Annotated in this window: 15 protein-coding genes; 3 read left to right on the top strand and 12 right to left on the bottom strand. The window is 39.9% G+C overall.

Going from position 1 to position 15,034, the window contains the following annotated elements:
• Nucleotides 1–215: 215 nt before the first annotated feature.
• Entirely contained in the window at nt 216–1,184 is a 969-nt protein-coding gene (locus CWB66_RS16225) for an ion transporter (RefSeq protein WP_138586164.1), read from the bottom strand.
• Nucleotides 1,184–3,853 (bottom strand): bifunctional acetate--CoA ligase family protein/GNAT family N-acetyltransferase, encoded by a 2,670-nt coding sequence (locus CWB66_RS16220; RefSeq protein WP_138586163.1) that lies wholly within the window; start codon nt 3,851–3,853, stop codon nt 1,184–1,186. Before CWB66_RS16220 ends, CWB66_RS16225 begins: the two co-directional genes overlap by 1 nt.
• A gap of 274 nt (nt 3,854–4,127) precedes the next feature.
• Between CWB66_RS16220 and CWB66_RS16215 the strand changes: the two genes are divergently transcribed.
• Nucleotides 4,128–4,571 carry a hypothetical protein gene (locus tag CWB66_RS16215; protein WP_138586162.1) on the top strand — a complete coding sequence of 148 codons (444 nt, stop codon included), beginning with the start codon at nt 4,128–4,130 and terminating at the stop codon, nt 4,569–4,571.
• Here the strand turns inward: CWB66_RS16215 and CWB66_RS16210 are convergent.
• The 8 genes from CWB66_RS16210 to CWB66_RS16175 all read right to left on the bottom strand — a co-directional run bounded on the left by CWB66_RS16210 (nt 4,554) and on the right by CWB66_RS16175 (nt 11,590).
• Nucleotides 4,554–5,222 carry a hypothetical protein gene (locus CWB66_RS16210; RefSeq protein WP_138586161.1) on the bottom strand — a complete coding sequence of 223 codons (669 nt, stop codon included), beginning with the start codon at nt 5,220–5,222 and terminating at the stop codon, nt 4,554–4,556. The two genes, CWB66_RS16215 and CWB66_RS16210, sit on opposite strands and share 18 nt — an antisense overlap.
• Nucleotides 5,223–5,323: 101 nt before the next feature.
• A complete protein-coding gene (locus CWB66_RS16205; protein ID WP_138586160.1) occupies nt 5,324–7,165 on the bottom strand; it encodes a DUF885 domain-containing protein in 1,842 nt (613 codons plus the stop codon).
• Nucleotides 7,166–7,232: 67 nt separating this feature from the next.
• The gene (hemW, locus tag CWB66_RS16200; RefSeq protein WP_138586159.1) at nt 7,233–8,369 is read right to left on the bottom strand and encodes a radical SAM family heme chaperone HemW; all 1,137 of its coding nucleotides are present in this window, start codon (nt 8,367–8,369) and stop codon (nt 7,233–7,235) included.
• Entirely contained in the window at nt 8,366–8,965 is a 600-nt protein-coding gene (rdgB, locus tag CWB66_RS16195) for an RdgB/HAM1 family non-canonical purine NTP pyrophosphatase (protein WP_138586158.1), read from the bottom strand. Before rdgB ends, hemW begins: the two co-directional genes overlap by 4 nt.
• 7 nt (nt 8,966–8,972) lie before the next feature.
• Nucleotides 8,973–9,416 (bottom strand): DUF4426 domain-containing protein, encoded by a 444-nt coding sequence (locus CWB66_RS16190; RefSeq protein WP_138586157.1) that lies wholly within the window; start codon nt 9,414–9,416, stop codon nt 8,973–8,975.
• 61 nt (nt 9,417–9,477) lie between these two features.
• On the bottom strand, nt 9,478–10,011 hold the full coding sequence (locus tag CWB66_RS16185; protein ID WP_138586156.1) for a YggT family protein: 534 nt from the start codon (nt 10,009–10,011) through the stop codon (nt 9,478–9,480).
• A 26-nt stretch (nt 10,012–10,037) separates the two neighbouring features.
• Nucleotides 10,038–10,859, bottom strand: a complete 822-nt coding sequence (gene proC / locus CWB66_RS16180) for a pyrroline-5-carboxylate reductase (protein WP_138586155.1) — start codon at nt 10,857–10,859, stop codon at nt 10,038–10,040.
• A gap of 17 nt (nt 10,860–10,876) precedes the next feature.
• On the bottom strand, nt 10,877–11,590 hold the full coding sequence (locus tag CWB66_RS16175) for a YggS family pyridoxal phosphate-dependent enzyme (RefSeq protein WP_138586154.1): 714 nt from the start codon (nt 11,588–11,590) through the stop codon (nt 10,877–10,879).
• 2 nt (nt 11,591–11,592) lie between these two features.
• Between CWB66_RS16175 and CWB66_RS16170 the strand changes: the two genes are divergently transcribed.
• On the top strand, nt 11,593–12,633 hold the full coding sequence (locus CWB66_RS16170; RefSeq protein ID WP_138586153.1) for a type IV pilus twitching motility protein PilT: 1,041 nt from the start codon (nt 11,593–11,595) through the stop codon (nt 12,631–12,633).
• 9 nt (nt 12,634–12,642) lie between these two features.
• On the top strand, nt 12,643–13,779 hold the full coding sequence (locus tag CWB66_RS16165) for a PilT/PilU family type 4a pilus ATPase (RefSeq protein ID WP_138586152.1): 1,137 nt from the start codon (nt 12,643–12,645) through the stop codon (nt 13,777–13,779).
• 60 nt (nt 13,780–13,839) lie between these two features.
• Here CWB66_RS16165 and ruvX read toward each other — a convergent pair whose 3' ends face one another.
• Both ruvX and CWB66_RS16155 read right to left on the bottom strand, forming a co-directional pair.
• Nucleotides 13,840–14,289, bottom strand: coding sequence for a Holliday junction resolvase RuvX (gene ruvX, locus CWB66_RS16160; protein ID WP_138586151.1), 450 nt, complete (start codon nt 14,287–14,289; stop codon nt 13,840–13,842).
• Between the two features lie 15 nt (nt 14,290–14,304).
• On the bottom strand, nt 14,305–14,862 hold the full coding sequence (locus CWB66_RS16155) for a YqgE/AlgH family protein (protein ID WP_077536955.1): 558 nt from the start codon (nt 14,860–14,862) through the stop codon (nt 14,305–14,307).
• Nucleotides 14,863–15,034: the final 172 nt, after the last annotated feature.

Here is a 15,034-nt window from a genome sequence, read left to right as displayed (position 1 = left end):
TAAATCGGGGCGGGAGGGTTTGAACCTAGTGGGCTAAGTAAAAACCGAGGAACAAAGAGTTAATTGCCCCTAGGTAGAACCCTTCGGGCAGCGCATGTTTGGCATTTATGCTGCGTTATCGCCTATTTATGGGGAATAACCACAACACATAGACTCTGCCTTGCCTAAATGCCAAACACACTGCTGCAAAATTAATCACGAAAGGTCAACACGCCCTAGGGGCGCTTTCCACAGTTGCGACAAAATAAGTGACTATTACGTTCGTTAAGTTGAGCTTTTATTGCTTTATTTGCTTCTAGTTTACTAAGCCCTAGCTTATGGCGAAGATCTTCTAGGTGGTTACGTTGTTCGTCGTTAAGAGAGCCATCGTTGATTGTATTACCGTGGACTTGCTCATTTACAGCGTCTTCAAAAAACTGACGGCGTTTACGTAATTGCTCTGAAAAACTTGAAGCTAATAAGCCTGTAGGAATCGCTACCATCCCCATGCTGAGTAAAGTAATAACGCCACCAAATAATTTGCCAAGTGGCGTTATTGGCACTACATCGCCATAACCTACAGTAGTTAGTGTTGCCATTGCCCACCACATAGCGGCAGGAATAGATCCAAACTTATCTGGTTGCACGTCGTGCTCAATTAAATAAACACCGCAGGAAGCTAAAATGAGTACCACAGCCATAATAAAAAAGGCTGCAAAGAGAGCGCTACCTTCATTTACAAAAGCTTGCAAAAGTAGCTGCATAGCACGTGAATAGCGAGTTAGCTTAAATACCCTCAAGAGCCGAAGTACACGTAAAAAACGTAAATCGAGCGGGAACAAGAACATTAATAAACTAGGTAAAATAGCGATTAAATCTATAATAGCCAATGGAGATAAAAGGTACTTTAACCGACGCTTGGTATTAGAGCCTTCAATCGCGGCATACTTGGTTTTATCCACACAAGCCCAGAGCCTTACACAATATTCAATTGCAAAAATAGCCACTGAGATTATTTCTAACATTAAAAACGCATCGTAATACTGCTGTGCAACGCTTGCTATAGACTCAATTACAATTGCCACTACATTAATCATAATTAAACTAATGAGTGCTACATCGAGTATATGACCAGCACGTTGATAATCCCCTGTGCCTTCAAATAGGCCAGCTATTCTTTGTCTTAGTGTTAGTGTTTTTTTCATTATTTAAGTTTAAGTACCATATTAATACTGCCTTCTTCAAAATCGCGGCTAATGTTAAAACCTAGCTTACGCGCAAGTTCAATCATCCCAGTGTTTTCTGGCAAGGTAATACCTTCAATTGATTCTACTCCTTGGCGTTTACAATGATTAATTGCAGCTGTCATCAGTATTCGCCCAAGGCCTAACCCTTGACAGTCTGAACGTACAACAATAGCAAATTCAGCATGTAAGTTATCGGGATCCATAATAACTCTTGATACACCTAGCGTGCGTGTTTTACCTTCAAATCGTTGACACACAATAAAAGCCATCTCACGATCGTAGTCAATCTGTGTCATTTTGGCGAGTTGATCATGATTAAACTGTGGTAGTTCACCAAAAAAACGCTTGTATCGATCTTCTTTATTAAGTGATTGATCAAATGCCTGATGTGCTTGCTCATCTTCAGGTTTTATAGGTCTAAGAGTTGCCTGTGTGTTGTTTTTAAGTGTGACAACCTCAACAAATTCAATGGGGTAGGGGCGAATAGATAAGCGCTTACGATGACTTTGAGCTTTATAGCGGTCAAGTGTCATGGTCGCATCAAGCACTAAAAATTGCCCATTACTGGCAAGTATAGGGTTAAGCTCCATTGAACTTATATCCGGCTGATCAATAACTAACTGTGAAATAAGAGTTAGTAGCGCACATAAACGGTATTTATCGACTTTTTCGGGGAGTATTCGCTCTTTTAATACGCCTTTGTCGTGCGCTGCGGCAATTAAATATTTTGCCAAGTTCATATTTAATGGAGGCAAAGCAACGGCTGCTTGCGCGTATTCAAGCCCCGTTCCTGCTTCACCTAATAAAATAACAGGGCCAAAATTTGGCTCTGTTTTAATTGCAATTCGAAGTTCATTCGCGCCGGCTCGTGGCGCCATTTTTTGTAATGAAAACCCTTCAATAATTGCATCAGGGTAAGTATTTTTAATACGAATAAGCATCGCAAAAGCCGTCTGCTCAACTTCGTTTGCATCGTTTAGGTTGAGCACCACGCCACCGACTTCGGATTTAGAAGCAATACTCGGGCTAATAAGCTTTAATGCTACTGGAAAACCAAGCTCTATGGCTTGTTCTTTAGCTTCTGTTGGTGTGTAAGCAACTTCAGTTTGAATACATTCAATACCATAATGACTTAAAATTTGACTCGCTTGGTGAGTAGATAAGTAACTTTGTCCATCATCTAGCTGCTCATTAATTATTGCTGTTGCAGCCACTTTATTTATTTTGGCATCATCGGTGTTCGACTCAGGTGTTTGCGTTAAATGTTTTTGGTTACGGCGATAAGTGACCAAATGCATAAATGCGCCCACAGCCCCTTCTGGCGTACGATATGTAGGTATTGCATGGTTAGAACATACCTTTCTTGCAGCATAGGATGCGTCTTCGCCCATAAAGTTAGTAATAACGTAAGGACGTGCCATTTTAGGGAGTGTTTGTAAGGTTTCAACAATAATATTGGCGTAGTCTTCGCTTAGTGCTAAAGCCGAAGGGGTATGAATTATCAGTAAGTTTTTAACTTCTTTTGCATGCAGTAAAATTTCTAATGCTTGCTTATAACGAGCGGGGGCTGAATCGCCAAAAATATCGACAGGGTTTGACGTAGTATCTGATTGCGGGATCACTTTATTAAGCGCCCGCCGTGTTTCATTGCTTAGTTCGGCTAACTTTCCTGAGCTTTGAATAAGCTCATCAACAGCCATTACACCTGGTCCGCCACCATTTGTTAAAATAGTAAGTTGTTCTACTTTTAATAACTTAGGATGCATAGCTAAGGTTTGTGTTGCCGCAAATAGCTCACGCAGATCGTTTACGCGTAGCATACCAGCACGCTGAAATAACGCATCGTAAACAGCATCAGAGCTTTGTTTTCCACCGGTGTGAATTTCTGCAGCGAGCGCGCCGGCGCTTGTTTTTCCTGTTTTAATTGCAATAACGGGTTTACTAAAAGCGGCGGCTCTCGCTGCTGATATAAAGCTTCGGGTATCTTCAATATTATCTATGTAGAGTAAAATAGCGTTTGTTTTAGCATCACGTCCTAAAAAATCAAGTAGCTCACTAAAATTGATATCAAGACAGTCGCCTACGGATACAAAATATGAAAAGCCAATTTCTTTATTTTTTGCCCAATCTAAAATAGTTGAACAGACCGCTGCTGATTGCGATACAAATGCAATTTTACCTGGGTTTGCTATGGTGTGTGAAAAACTTGCATTTAAGCCAATATGGGGAATCAACAAACCTAAACAATTGGGTCCAAGTAAAGTAACGTGATGAAGTTGAGCGCATGCTTTTAGCGCACTCTTTTGTTCACCTGAGAGGCCATCGGCAATAATAATGGCACTTTTACAGCCTAACTCTGCAAGTTCCTTAATAATATTTATCAAAGTATTTTTGTTTGTACAAATAACTGCAAGATCAGGCACTTTTGGTAAGTCAGCAATCGAAGAATAAGCAAGTACCCCATGTACCGCAGTATGATTTGGAGTAACAGGCATGATAGGCCCTTTAAAACCACCTTGGAGTAAATTACGCATAACCACGAAACCTGCACGGGTAGAGATATTAGAGGCGCCAATAACGGCCACGGAGCTTGGGTTAAAAAACTGACTAATTCGCTTAAGGCTCATGGTTTTTCCTTGGCAGATTAAATTTTGCGTTATTAATAGTCTCAATGTACCCTGTTTATCGTATTATTTCGAGCGCGCAATTGCTTATTATTGACGTTGATCAAGGAGGCTAAAATGCAAAAAGCATCCGGTTTTTATATTGTTATAACAGCTATTTGTTTAAGTATTGGTTTAATTCGTTTTGGCTTTATTTAAAAAACCCGCGCCACGATTTAATCGCCCCTAGATTGAACAAATTTCAATCCACAAAAATCAACACGCCCAAGGAAATAATATGTCAGAGTCTAAATATGGTCAGTTTGTTTTGGCCCCACGTTCGTATTTTTTTACCGCAATAGCGAGTGTGGTGTTTGCGTTTATAGGTTTTAGTTATAACGCATGGCGTATGGAAGTAAGTGAGGATAATAACAATACACGTATTGCGAGTTTTCAAATATTACAAGAACTAGCTGAGCTTGAACTTATAGTATTTGCAGCGCATTACGATAGTAACGAAGTTGAAGGTAGTCCAAGAAAAGGGTGGGTGAAAGTTAATCTGATTCATGACTTGAGCTATTTAGCCGTCGACAAAGTACGATTAAAAGCTCAAAAATTGCAAAAAAACTGGCAAACTAATTGGCCTAATATGGTTGAGCATGAAAGTGCTGCGCAATCTATAACACATGCTATTGATAATGTACGTATAGAAGTTGTTAGTGAGTTAAAGCGCCTTGACTAAGTGTACAACTTGGGCTGTTGAACGCTGTAAGTAAGCGGCACTTAGTAAAAGAGTTGTTTCGCTAAGGTTTACTTCTTTTAATGCGTTAGCAAGTCGTTGCTTTGCATTTGGGTTTTGTTTTTGCTCTATTTCCATAAGCGCGAGTAATGCTGAAAACTCATGCTTTACTGGTGTATTTTGTTTGTGTGCGTAAGCGATATAACAAGCGACAGGGGTGAGTCCTTGTTTATTCGTCTGTGCTAGAGCTTTAAGTAAGTCGTCGTTAGATTCAAATAACATTAAAGATCGCACATAATTAAAAGGTAATTTTTTTGAATCGGTATGTTTAAATACATTATGTAGTACGTTATTCCCCTGAATGTCTTGTGCTAAAAAGCCTTTGTTTATTCTCAGTGCTGGCGTAAAAAAACTCAATGCATCAACACTTATTAATTGGTTAACAAAAGGTGTTGGCGGCATGTTGTTTGTTAAAATACGGATAGCGATATTTTGCATAAAATCATATTTTATACTCAAGCGCTGAGCACTTTCATATAAGTGATTTAGCTGCAGAGTTTGTTGAGCTGGCGTCAACTGTTTAAAGTCGTTATCGAGCTCATTTAACTGCTGCTTTGAAATGCGTGCGTTAAGTAATTGTATGCTTAAATCCATTATATTCTCCATCGCTAAGGGCTTATTTACTCTAGCTTAAACTCCTGCTATATAAAACAAAAAGGTCGCAAATGCGACCTTTTGTATTTATAACGACGGTATTAAGCTTGTTTACTTGCTATCCATTCGTTAACAAAGTTTTCTAGTACATTTAATGGTACTGGGCCATTTTTAAGGACAACGTCGTGGAATTGACGAATATCGAACTTATCACCAAGCTGCTTTTTAGCATCTTCACGCAGTTCTAAAATCTTAAGCATGCCTACTTTATAAGCCGTTGCTTGTGAAGGCATTACAATGTGACGCTCAACCATTTTAACACCATCAGATGTAGCATTAGGTGTATTATTTACGTAGTAATCAATACCTTCTTGACGAGTCCACTTCATTGCGTGGATACCCGTATCAACTACTAAACGACAAGCACGCCATAATTCCATAGAAAGACGGCCAAAGTCTGAGTATGGGTCTGAGTACATACCCATTTCTTTTGGCACTAATTCTGAGTATAAACCCCAACCTTCAATGTAGGCTGTGTAGCCACCAAATTTACGGAACTTAGGCACGCCTTCTAACTCTTGCGAGATAGCTATTTGCATGTGATGACCCGGAATACCTTCATGGTAAGCCAATGCTTCCATTTGATAGGTTGGCATTGCTTCCATATCATAAAGGTTGGCGTAGTAAACACCTGGGCGTGAACCATCTGGCGCAGGCTGTTGATAAAATGCTTTACCGGCTGCTTTTTCTCGAAACGCTTCAACAGCTTTAACTTTCAGGTCCGCTTTTGGCTTAACAATGAATAGCTCATCAAGGCGAGACTTCATTGTGTCAATAAGGCCCGTTGCTTCGTCAAGATAACGCTGCTTACCTTGTGCAGTGTTTGGGTAGTAAAATTGCTTGTCAGTTTTCATAAACTGCATAAACGCTTTTAAATCACCTTTAAAGCCTACTTTATTTTTAATTTCACGCATTTCATCATGAATACGTGTTACTTCAGATAGACCAATCGCATGAATATCTTTAGCCGTTAAATCGGTCGTTGTTGTGCGCTTAAGTGCATTGTTATAAAACGCTTCACCTTCAGGTAACTTCCATGCGCCATCACGGTCGTCAGCACGCTTTTCTAGCTGCGCTAGGTAATTAATAAGCTTAGAGTAAGACGGTTTAACTGCCGATTTTAATGCGTCTGATGCATCGTCAATTAGCGAATCTTTTTCGACTTGGCTGATTTCAAGCGCAGTTACTTTACGTTTAAAATCGGCAAGCAGGGTAGAGTCATCGCCTTTTTCAAACGGTGCGCCTTTAATGATATTTTTGCTTGAATCAATGACGTGTGGAAACACAAATTTAGGTGCAATAATATTTTTTTCTGCACGTACATCTAGATCAGTAATAAGTTGATCAATAACAGCGGTTACACCATTTAAGCGTGAAATGTAGTCTTTCGCTTCTTTTACATTACTAACTTGGTGTTGATTGATCAAAAATGCAGGGATCATCGAGTGAGTGCCAAACATTTGATTTACTGGGTAGTTATGGTTGCGCCATTTAAAGTCAGCAATAGAACTTTCAAGATCTTGTTTTTTTAAGTCGTAGCTTACCTTTGTTGCATCATCTAATAAATCACGATTGATTGCTGTTAGTGCCACTAGGTCGGCTTTTGTTTGTGCAAAATCTTTAAGCTTTCTTTCTTCGCTGCCATCATCCCATTTATCGTAATCTTGCTTAATGCCCATATACGTTTGGTACACAGGGCTGCTCATTACGTCACGGTTAAATGTGTCTTCAAAAAACGCATTTGCTTTGTCTATTTCACTTTGTTGTGATTGCACCGCTTGAGTTTGTACTATAGGAGTCGTAGTTGATTGCTGTGGTGCTTGTTGGCAACCAGCAAGAAGTGCAGTGCTTATAGCCGCTGCAATAAAAGTAAGTTTACGCATTGTTTTCCCTTTTGTTATTAGAAACCCATTAGGGTGTTTTTATATTGTTTTATTTAATTACTAAATACTACACAAATAATTCTAGCAGGTCGTTTAAAAAGCGATGACCTTTTAATGTTACCTGCCAATAGCTATCTGTTTGAGTCAATAAACCTTTGTTAATAGCTTGGTTTAATGCATCTTGCTGGCTTAGCAATGGCAGTGTCGTTAATTTATTAAAATCGGTAATAGGGCAAGGCTCAACAAGGCGAAAGCGATTCATAAAAAACTCAAATGCTAAATCATCTTGCTCTACGTGCCAGCTTTTGTACATATAGGGTTTAATTAAATCCATATAGCCGCGTGGATGTTTAACTTTTTCAGTGCGCGTAATAAGCCCTGTATTTTCATCAGTAACCTTACCATGTGCGCCGCAGCCAATACCAAGATAATCGCCAAAACGCCAATAATTCAAGTTATGTTGGCATTGATAGCCAGCTTTTGCATAGCCCGATATTTCGTATTGTATGTAACCCGCTTGCGCGAGTAGCTCGACCCCTTGCTCTTGAATGTCCCACAGTGTTTCATCTTGAGGAAGGGTCGGTGGCTTTGAAGCAAACTGCGTATTGGGTTCGATAGTTAACTGATACCATGATATATGAGGAGGATCGAGCGCAATGATTTGCTTTAAATCGCTCAGTGCATCGTCAAGAGTTTGCCCCGGTAAGCCATGCATTAAATCTAAGTTAAAGCTATTTAAACCCGCTTCTTTGGCTTGCTGCGCAGCGTAGTTTGCCTCATCGCTGCCATGAATTCGACCAAGTGCTTTTAGCTTGTCGTTTTGCATGCTTTGCACGCCAATTGAAATTCGATTAATGCCCGCTTTTACGTAATCTTTAAAGCGGCCTGTTTCTACTGTGCCAGGGTTCGCTTCAAGGGTGATTTCGCAGTGTTCTTCAAGACCAATTAAGTTATCAACTTCATTAAGTAAGCGGGTGTAAGCTGCACCTGTTAATAGGCTAGGAGTGCCGCCACCAATAAAAATACTATGAATTTTACGCCCTTGCACTAAGTGCAAATCCGCTTTTAAATCATCAATTAAATGCTGAACATACTCAGCTTCAGGTATTTCGCCTTTTTGTCCGTGGCTATTAAAATCGCAGTACGGACATTTTTGCACGCACCAAGGCACGTGCACATATAAGCTCAGAGGTGGAAGATTCACAGGCCGCCTTTTTGCTTTAGTTCTAGCAGTAATTTTTGCAATGCTTGGCCGCGATGGCTTACTGCATTTTTTTGCTCTTTTGTAAGCTCTGCACTGGTACAATTAAGTGTAGGCACAAAAAAAACTGGATCGTAGCCAAAACCACCGTTGCCATTTTGAGTTAATGTGATCTCGCCTTCCCAGCTAGCACTGCAAACCAGTGGTGTTGGATCGCTTGCGTGGCGCATTAGTACCAGTACGCACCAAAATCGTGCGCTACGAACTGGGTTATCACCTAAATCAATCAGTAGCTTATCAATATTATCTTGATCGCTAGCTTGCGCGCCCGCAAAGCGAGCTGAATAAACACCAGGCGCACCATTTAAGCCATCAACTTCTAAACCTGAATCGTCGGCAATGGCCGGCATACCAGTAATTTTAGCAGCATGACGCGCTTTAATAATGGCATTTTCAATAAAAGTAGTGCCCGTTTCGGCCACGTCGCCCACGTTAAAATCACTTTGTGGAACCACATTAATTTCAAGTGGACGCAGCATGTTTGCTAGTTCGTTAATTTTGCCAGGGTTGCCAGTGGCGAGTACTAAAGTTTTGTTCATAATGTATTTAATCTACGTAAAATTTTTGTTGAAACTGTAATTTTTGAAATTGACTACTTTGTTGAATTTCAATTTCAAATCGTAAAATTTCTTCGTTAGTGTAATCAACTTGGGCAAGGTAATAAATTGAGTCACCTTCTTTTACTTCTTTAAAAGTAAGCGTTTGTTTGTTGCCAAGTAGGTTTCTAGCTGTACCAGTAAGCTTTGCCGTTTGTGGTGTGTTGTCGGCATCATTTTTTAAAATAGAAATATTTACAATACCTTTATAACCACTACGTTCAAGGCCATATGCTTTTGCTATTTTTGGTTGAATAAACGTAGATGGGAAGGCAATGTAATGCACTTGCCATGGGCCAAGTTCTTTATATTGTGCACCTTGCATTTGTTCGCTGTGCGCATTAAACGCAAGTGCTAAAAAGGCAATAAAACAAAATTTAATTAAGCGATTCATTATGTATTCCTTAAAACATATAAAAAAGAGGCCTTTGGGCCTCTTTTAGTTAAAATTTATATTAGGCTAAAAAGTCCATAAGCAGCATTTGCAAAAATTGAATACCAATAATAAGCACTAAAACAGATAGGTCTAGTCCGCCCATTGACGGTAAAATTTTACGAATTGGTTTTAGCATTGGTTCAGTAAGTTGATGAAAAACCGCTTCAATAGGGTTATAGCCTTGGCTAACCCAACTTAAAATAGCGCGAATAATAAGAACCCAAAATATTAAGTTAAGGCCTTCTTTTAGCACCGTTATAAATGCTTGAATGAGTATAGGTTGTATTGCCCATGCGCCATACATAACAAGCATTAAAGTACTTATTTTGGCTATTGCGACAATAAATGCCAGCAATAGTGAGGCTAAATCAAGCCCTCCAAATCCTGGAATGATTTTGCGCAGAGGCTTTACTGCAAACGAAGTGGCTTTAACCACAAACTGGCTCATTGGATTGTAAAAGTCGGCTTTTGCCCACTGCAGCCAAAAGCGCAGTAATACCACCATTAAAAACAAATCAAACAGGGTACTGATTAAAAATTGCATGGCATTCATAGTGTAACCTTCAATAAAAAGTAATTTTAAAGTTCTTTTTCCATTTGCATCGCACGGGCGATACATGCATCCATTGCATCGCCAACCGTTTTCGTCAAGCCTTGCTCTTTTAAATGCTCAACCGCTGCGTGGGTAGTACCGCCCTTAGATGTTACGTTTGAGCGTAACTGCGAAATACTAATATCAGGCTGACTAAGTGCCATTTCCGCTGCACCTAATGCTGTTTGTTGGACTAAACGACGTGCGTCTTCATTATTAAACCCTAGCGCTTTGGCTTTTTCTTCTATGGCTTCCATAAACAAGAAAAAATAAGCAGGCGATGAACCTGTAACCGCAATAATATCGTTTATTTGTGATTCGTGTTCAACCCATACAACAATGCCCGTACATTCAAACACCTGTTGTACAAACTCGTGTTCGCTTTGCGTTTCATCTGCGCCATATAAGCCAGAGACGCCACGGCCTAATAAAGACGGCGTGTTTGGCATACAGCGTATCATTTTAACGTCTTGACCTAGCATTTCGCGTAAACGTTTTACGGTTAAACCCGCAGCAACAGAAATAAATAGTTTGTTACTAAAGTCTACACCCGATTCTTGAAACGATTGACATAGATCGCCCATCATTTGTGGTTTAACAGACAAAACAATTACATCAGCATCGCGCAGGGCTTCGTTATTGTCACTGGTGGTTTGCACCTTGAAGTCGGCTGCTACCTTTGCAAGCTTATCTTGGTTGCGGTTAGTCGCAATGATATTATTTGCGTTAAAACCGTTTTTCACCATGCCACCAATAATGGCGTAGCTCATATTACCCGTGCCTATAAATGCGATTTTTTTATCTGACATAAATCTGTTATCACCTTTTAAGTTCGTGTTCCAAAAATGTCTGTGCCGATCCTTACCATCGTTGAACCTGCACTTATTGCTGCTTCAACGTCGTTGCTCATACCCATCGACAAAGTATCTATATGAGGATATTGGGTCTTTAGTTTATCAAAGCAAGTTTGTAATTGCTCAAAATATTGAACTTGCACCTGCGTAACAGCTGTTTTTGCAGGAATTGCCATCAGTCCACGTAGGGTTAAATGTGTACATTGCTCTATAAATTGAGCTAATTCAGCAATTTCATCAGGGTGACATCCTGACTTTGCTTCTTCTGCACTGATATTTACTTGAATAAGTACATTAAGTGGCGGCATTACTTCAGGGCGCTGGCTGTCTAACCGCTTGGCTATTTTTAGTCGATCAACACTTTGCACCCAATCAAAATTGCTAGCCACTAAGGCACTTTTATTTGATTGAATAGGGCCAATGAAATGCCAAATGATGTCGCTATATGCGTGTAGTTGAGCTATTTTATCTACAGCCTCTTGAACATATGACTCACCAAATTCGCGTTGACCGTGCTCGTAAGCGGCAATAATATCTTCGCTTGGTTTAGTTTTAGACACTGCTAGCAAAGTTATTTCGTTGTTATTTCGTTGTGTGTTTTTTGCAGCCACTGCGATTCTAGCGTAGGCGGATGTGAGTCGTTCTGCTATTGTAACCATATATTTATCAGTTAGTTGTGGAGTCATAAATGGATATTACCGAATTATTGGCGTTTAGTGTGCAACACAAAGCATCCGATTTACATTTATCATCAGGTGTTTCACCTATGATACGTGTAGATGGTGATGTGCGTCGCATTAATATACCAGCATTAGAAGAAAAAGACGTAAACAGTTTGGTCTACGATATTATGAACGATAATCAGCGTAAGGACTATGAACAAAATCTGGAAGTCGATTTTTCGTTTGAAGTGCCTAATCTTGCGCGCTTTCGTGTTAATGCATTTAATTCTAATCGCGGCCCAGCAGCCGTATTTCGTACTATTCCAAGTGACGTGCTCACACTTGATGATTTAGGTGCTCCTGATATTTTTAAAACAATTTCAGATAACCCGCGCGGACTGGTGTTGGTCACAGGTCCTACAGGATCAGGTAAATCAACAACACTTGCTGCGATGGTTGATTATATAAATCAAACAAAGCATCACCATATCCTGACAATAGAGGATCCAATCGAATTTGTTCACGATAATAAGCTAAGCTTAATTAACCAGCGTGAAGTTCATCGTGATACACATAGTTTCTCCAATGCACTTAGAAGTGCATTGCGTGAAGACCCCGATGTAATATTGGTTGGTGAGCTGCGTGATTTAGAAACTATTCGGCTTGCAATGACAGCCGCTGAAACGGGTCATCTTGTATTTGGTACACTCCACACAACATCGGCTCCAAAAACGATTGACCGTATTATTGATGTCTTCCCAGGTGAAGAAAAATCGATGATCCGCTCAATGCTTTCTGAGTCTTTACGTGCTGTGATCTCGCAAACATTAATTAAAAAAATTGGTGGAGGGCGTGTTGCCGCCCACGAAATTATGATTGCTGTTCCAGCGATTCGTAATTTGATCCGTGAAGATAAAATTGCGCAAATGTACTCATCTATTCAAACGGGTGCTTCAATGGGCATGCAGACAATGGATCAGTGTTTAACCAGTTTGGTTAATCACGGGGTTATTACTAACACTGCAGCACAAGCTAAAGCACAAGACAAAACACAGTTTGGCGGTTAAGGAATTATTATGGCTTTATCTTTACATCACTTTTTATTAATAATGATTGAGAAAAAAGGTTCTGATTTATTTATATCGAGCCAGTTACCCATTAGTGCAAAAATTAATGGCGAGCTTATAGCGTTATCGGATGAGAAGCTAACCGATGCGCAGTCTCTTGAATTAGTTGAGTCTGCAATGAGCGAAAAGCAAAAAGCAGAATTTCATAACACCAAAGAATGTAATTTTGCGATTGCGACGGATGAAGGGCGTTTTCGTATATCCGCTTTTTGGCAGCGCGATAGAGCAGGAATGGTTATTCGCCGAATAATCACGCAGATACCGGATATACAAGAGTTAGGATTACCTTCAACACTGACTGATGTAATTATGTCTAAACGTGGCCTCGTGCTGTTTGTAGGGGGGACTGGTACGGGTAAGTCGACCTCATTAGCTGCATTAATTGGTTACAGAAACCGCAACCAGCGCGGGCATATTTTAACAATTGAAGATCCAATTGAATTTGTTCATGAACATCGCAAAAGTATTATTACTCAGCGCGAAGTAGGGCTTGATACCGAAAGCTTTGAAGCAGCCCTCAAAAGCTCTTTGCGCCAAGCACCAGACGTAATTTTGATTGGTGAAATACGCTCACAAGAAACTATGGAATATGCGCTAAGTTTTGCTGAAACAGGCCACTTATGTGTTGCTACACTACATGCAAATAATGCCAACCAAGCGATTGACCGTATTATGCATTTAGTGCCTAAAGAAAAGCACGATAAGCTAAAGTATGATTTAGCACTTAACTTGCGTGCTATCATTGCTCAGCAATTAGTGCCAACGTCAGATGGTGAAAGCCGAGTTGCTGCAATCGAGATTTTACTTAATTCGCCAATGATAGCGGAGCTAATTAAAACGGGCGATATTGGTGGTATTAAAACCGCAATGGCTAAATCGAAAGAGATGGGAATGCAAACTTTTGACCAAGCACTCTTTGAGCTTTACAGCCAGCAACGAATTAATTACGCCGATGCGCTACACCACGCAGACTCACCAAATGATTTGCGCTTAATGATTAAACTGCGTAATAACGAGCAGCAAGGAGCTGGTTTTTTACAAGGTGTGACAATTGATGGTATGGATGGAAAAGACAGTAATTACTAAAAATTACACTTAACCATAAAAAAAGCGCCAATTTGGCGCTTTTTTATTTATACATTTTTGTTATTCACCGTAACTAGATTCAAAAAAGCTTTCTAAAATAATCACGGCAGACATATTATCAACATTACCTTTACCTAGCTTTTTATAACCACCTTGTTCAAATAAGCGGGCTTTCGCATCAGCGGTTGTTAAACGCTCATCTTGAGTTTGCACTGTAATGCCATAATGGTTGTGCAATCGATTGGCAAACTTTTTAGCTTTGAAGGTAACTTCTTGCGACGTTCCATCCATATTTAGTGGCAAGCCAACAACCATTAAATCGGGTTGCCATTCATTTACTTGTACTGCAATATCATCCCAATTAGGAATGCCATCTTGTGCTTTTACAGCTTTAAGGCTCGACGCACTGCCAGTGAGTTCTTGGCCTATGGCAATACCAATACTTTTGGTACCAAAGTCAAAACCCATTACCGTTCGCTCGCCCTGTGGCTTAAATATTCGTTTTGTCATTTGTATCTTATTTAGTTATGCATGGCCTGCTTCGGGGCTAAGCTGACTTACGTCAAAGCCCAGCATTGAAACCGCTTTTTCCCATCTTTTTTCAACGGGTGTGTCAAAAATGATCTTAGGATCTGCCTCTATGATCAGCCAGCTATTGTCAAGCAGCTCTTGCTCTAACTGGCCCTGCTCCCAACCCGAGTAGCCTAAGGTTATAATAAATTGATCAGGTGCTTGCGCAGTTGTTAAACTCGCGAGTACGTCTTTTGAGGTCGTGATCATTATTTCATTACTGAGCTTTTGGCTTGAGGTATAGCCTAATTTTGGAGAGTGTAATACAAAGCCTCTATCTGTTTTAACTGGGCCTCCGGCAAATACAGCAACTTGAGCTGCTTGTTGTGATTTATCGTTATCAATTTCTACTTTATCGAGCAATTCACCAACGGTTACATTAATTGGTTGGTTAATTACCAAGCCCATAGCCCCATCTTCATTGTGCTCACAAATATAGGTAACAGCACGTTTAAAAAAAGGGTCTTGCATCGACGGCATCGCGATTAAAAAATGATTTTCTAATGACTGCATAGATTTCACCCTTTAGTTATACCAAGCTGCATAAATCTTTGAGCAATTTACCGAATTAAATTGCACTATAACGTCGTTAAAAATTTTTTATTTAGAACAAATAGATACAAAAATTTTTGCCTAGTTCTAGAGTAATTTTCTAAAAGTTAAATATAACCTTTATATAAGCAGA

It is taken from the genome of Pseudoalteromonas sp. S558, assembly GCF_005886635.1.
GTDB lineage: Bacteria > Pseudomonadota > Gammaproteobacteria > Enterobacterales > Alteromonadaceae > Pseudoalteromonas > Pseudoalteromonas aliena.
The sequence above is the reverse complement of the archived record's forward strand: the minus strand, read 5'-3'. Positions and strand labels throughout refer to the sequence as shown.

Excerpts from the sequence above, each read along its gene's own strand:
- CWB66_RS16225 (WP_138586164.1), bottom strand. The coding sequence starts at position 1,184 with ATGAAAAAAACACTAACACTAAGACAAAGAATAGCTGGCCTATTTGAA.
- CWB66_RS16220 (WP_138586163.1), bottom strand. The coding sequence starts at position 3,853 with ATGAGCCTTAAGCGAATTAGTCAGTTTTTTAACCCAAGCTCCGTGGCC.
- CWB66_RS16215 (WP_138586162.1), top strand. The coding sequence starts at position 4,128 with ATGTCAGAGTCTAAATATGGTCAGTTTGTTTTGGCCCCACGTTCGTAT.
- CWB66_RS16210 (WP_138586161.1), bottom strand. The coding sequence starts at position 5,222 with ATGGATTTAAGCATACAATTACTTAACGCACGCATTTCAAAGCAGCAG.
- CWB66_RS16205 (WP_138586160.1), bottom strand. The coding sequence starts at position 7,165 with ATGCGTAAACTTACTTTTATTGCAGCGGCTATAAGCACTGCACTTCTT.
- rdgB (WP_138586158.1), bottom strand. The coding sequence starts at position 8,965 with ATGAACAAAACTTTAGTACTCGCCACTGGCAACCCTGGCAAAATTAAC.
- CWB66_RS16190 (WP_138586157.1), bottom strand. The coding sequence starts at position 9,416 with ATGAATCGCTTAATTAAATTTTGTTTTATTGCCTTTTTAGCACTTGCG.
- CWB66_RS16185 (WP_138586156.1), bottom strand. The coding sequence starts at position 10,011 with ATGAATGCCATGCAATTTTTAATCAGTACCCTGTTTGATTTGTTTTTA.
- proC (WP_138586155.1), bottom strand. The coding sequence starts at position 10,859 with ATGTCAGATAAAAAAATCGCATTTATAGGCACGGGTAATATGAGCTAC.
- CWB66_RS16175 (WP_138586154.1), bottom strand. The coding sequence starts at position 11,590 with ATGACTCCACAACTAACTGATAAATATATGGTTACAATAGCAGAACGA.
- CWB66_RS16170 (WP_138586153.1), top strand. The coding sequence starts at position 11,593 with ATGGATATTACCGAATTATTGGCGTTTAGTGTGCAACACAAAGCATCC.
- CWB66_RS16165 (WP_138586152.1), top strand. The coding sequence starts at position 12,643 with ATGGCTTTATCTTTACATCACTTTTTATTAATAATGATTGAGAAAAAA.
- ruvX (WP_138586151.1), bottom strand. The coding sequence starts at position 14,289 with ATGACAAAACGAATATTTAAGCCACAGGGCGAGCGAACGGTAATGGGT.
- CWB66_RS16155 (WP_077536955.1), bottom strand. The coding sequence starts at position 14,862 with ATGCAGTCATTAGAAAATCATTTTTTAATCGCGATGCCGTCGATGCAA.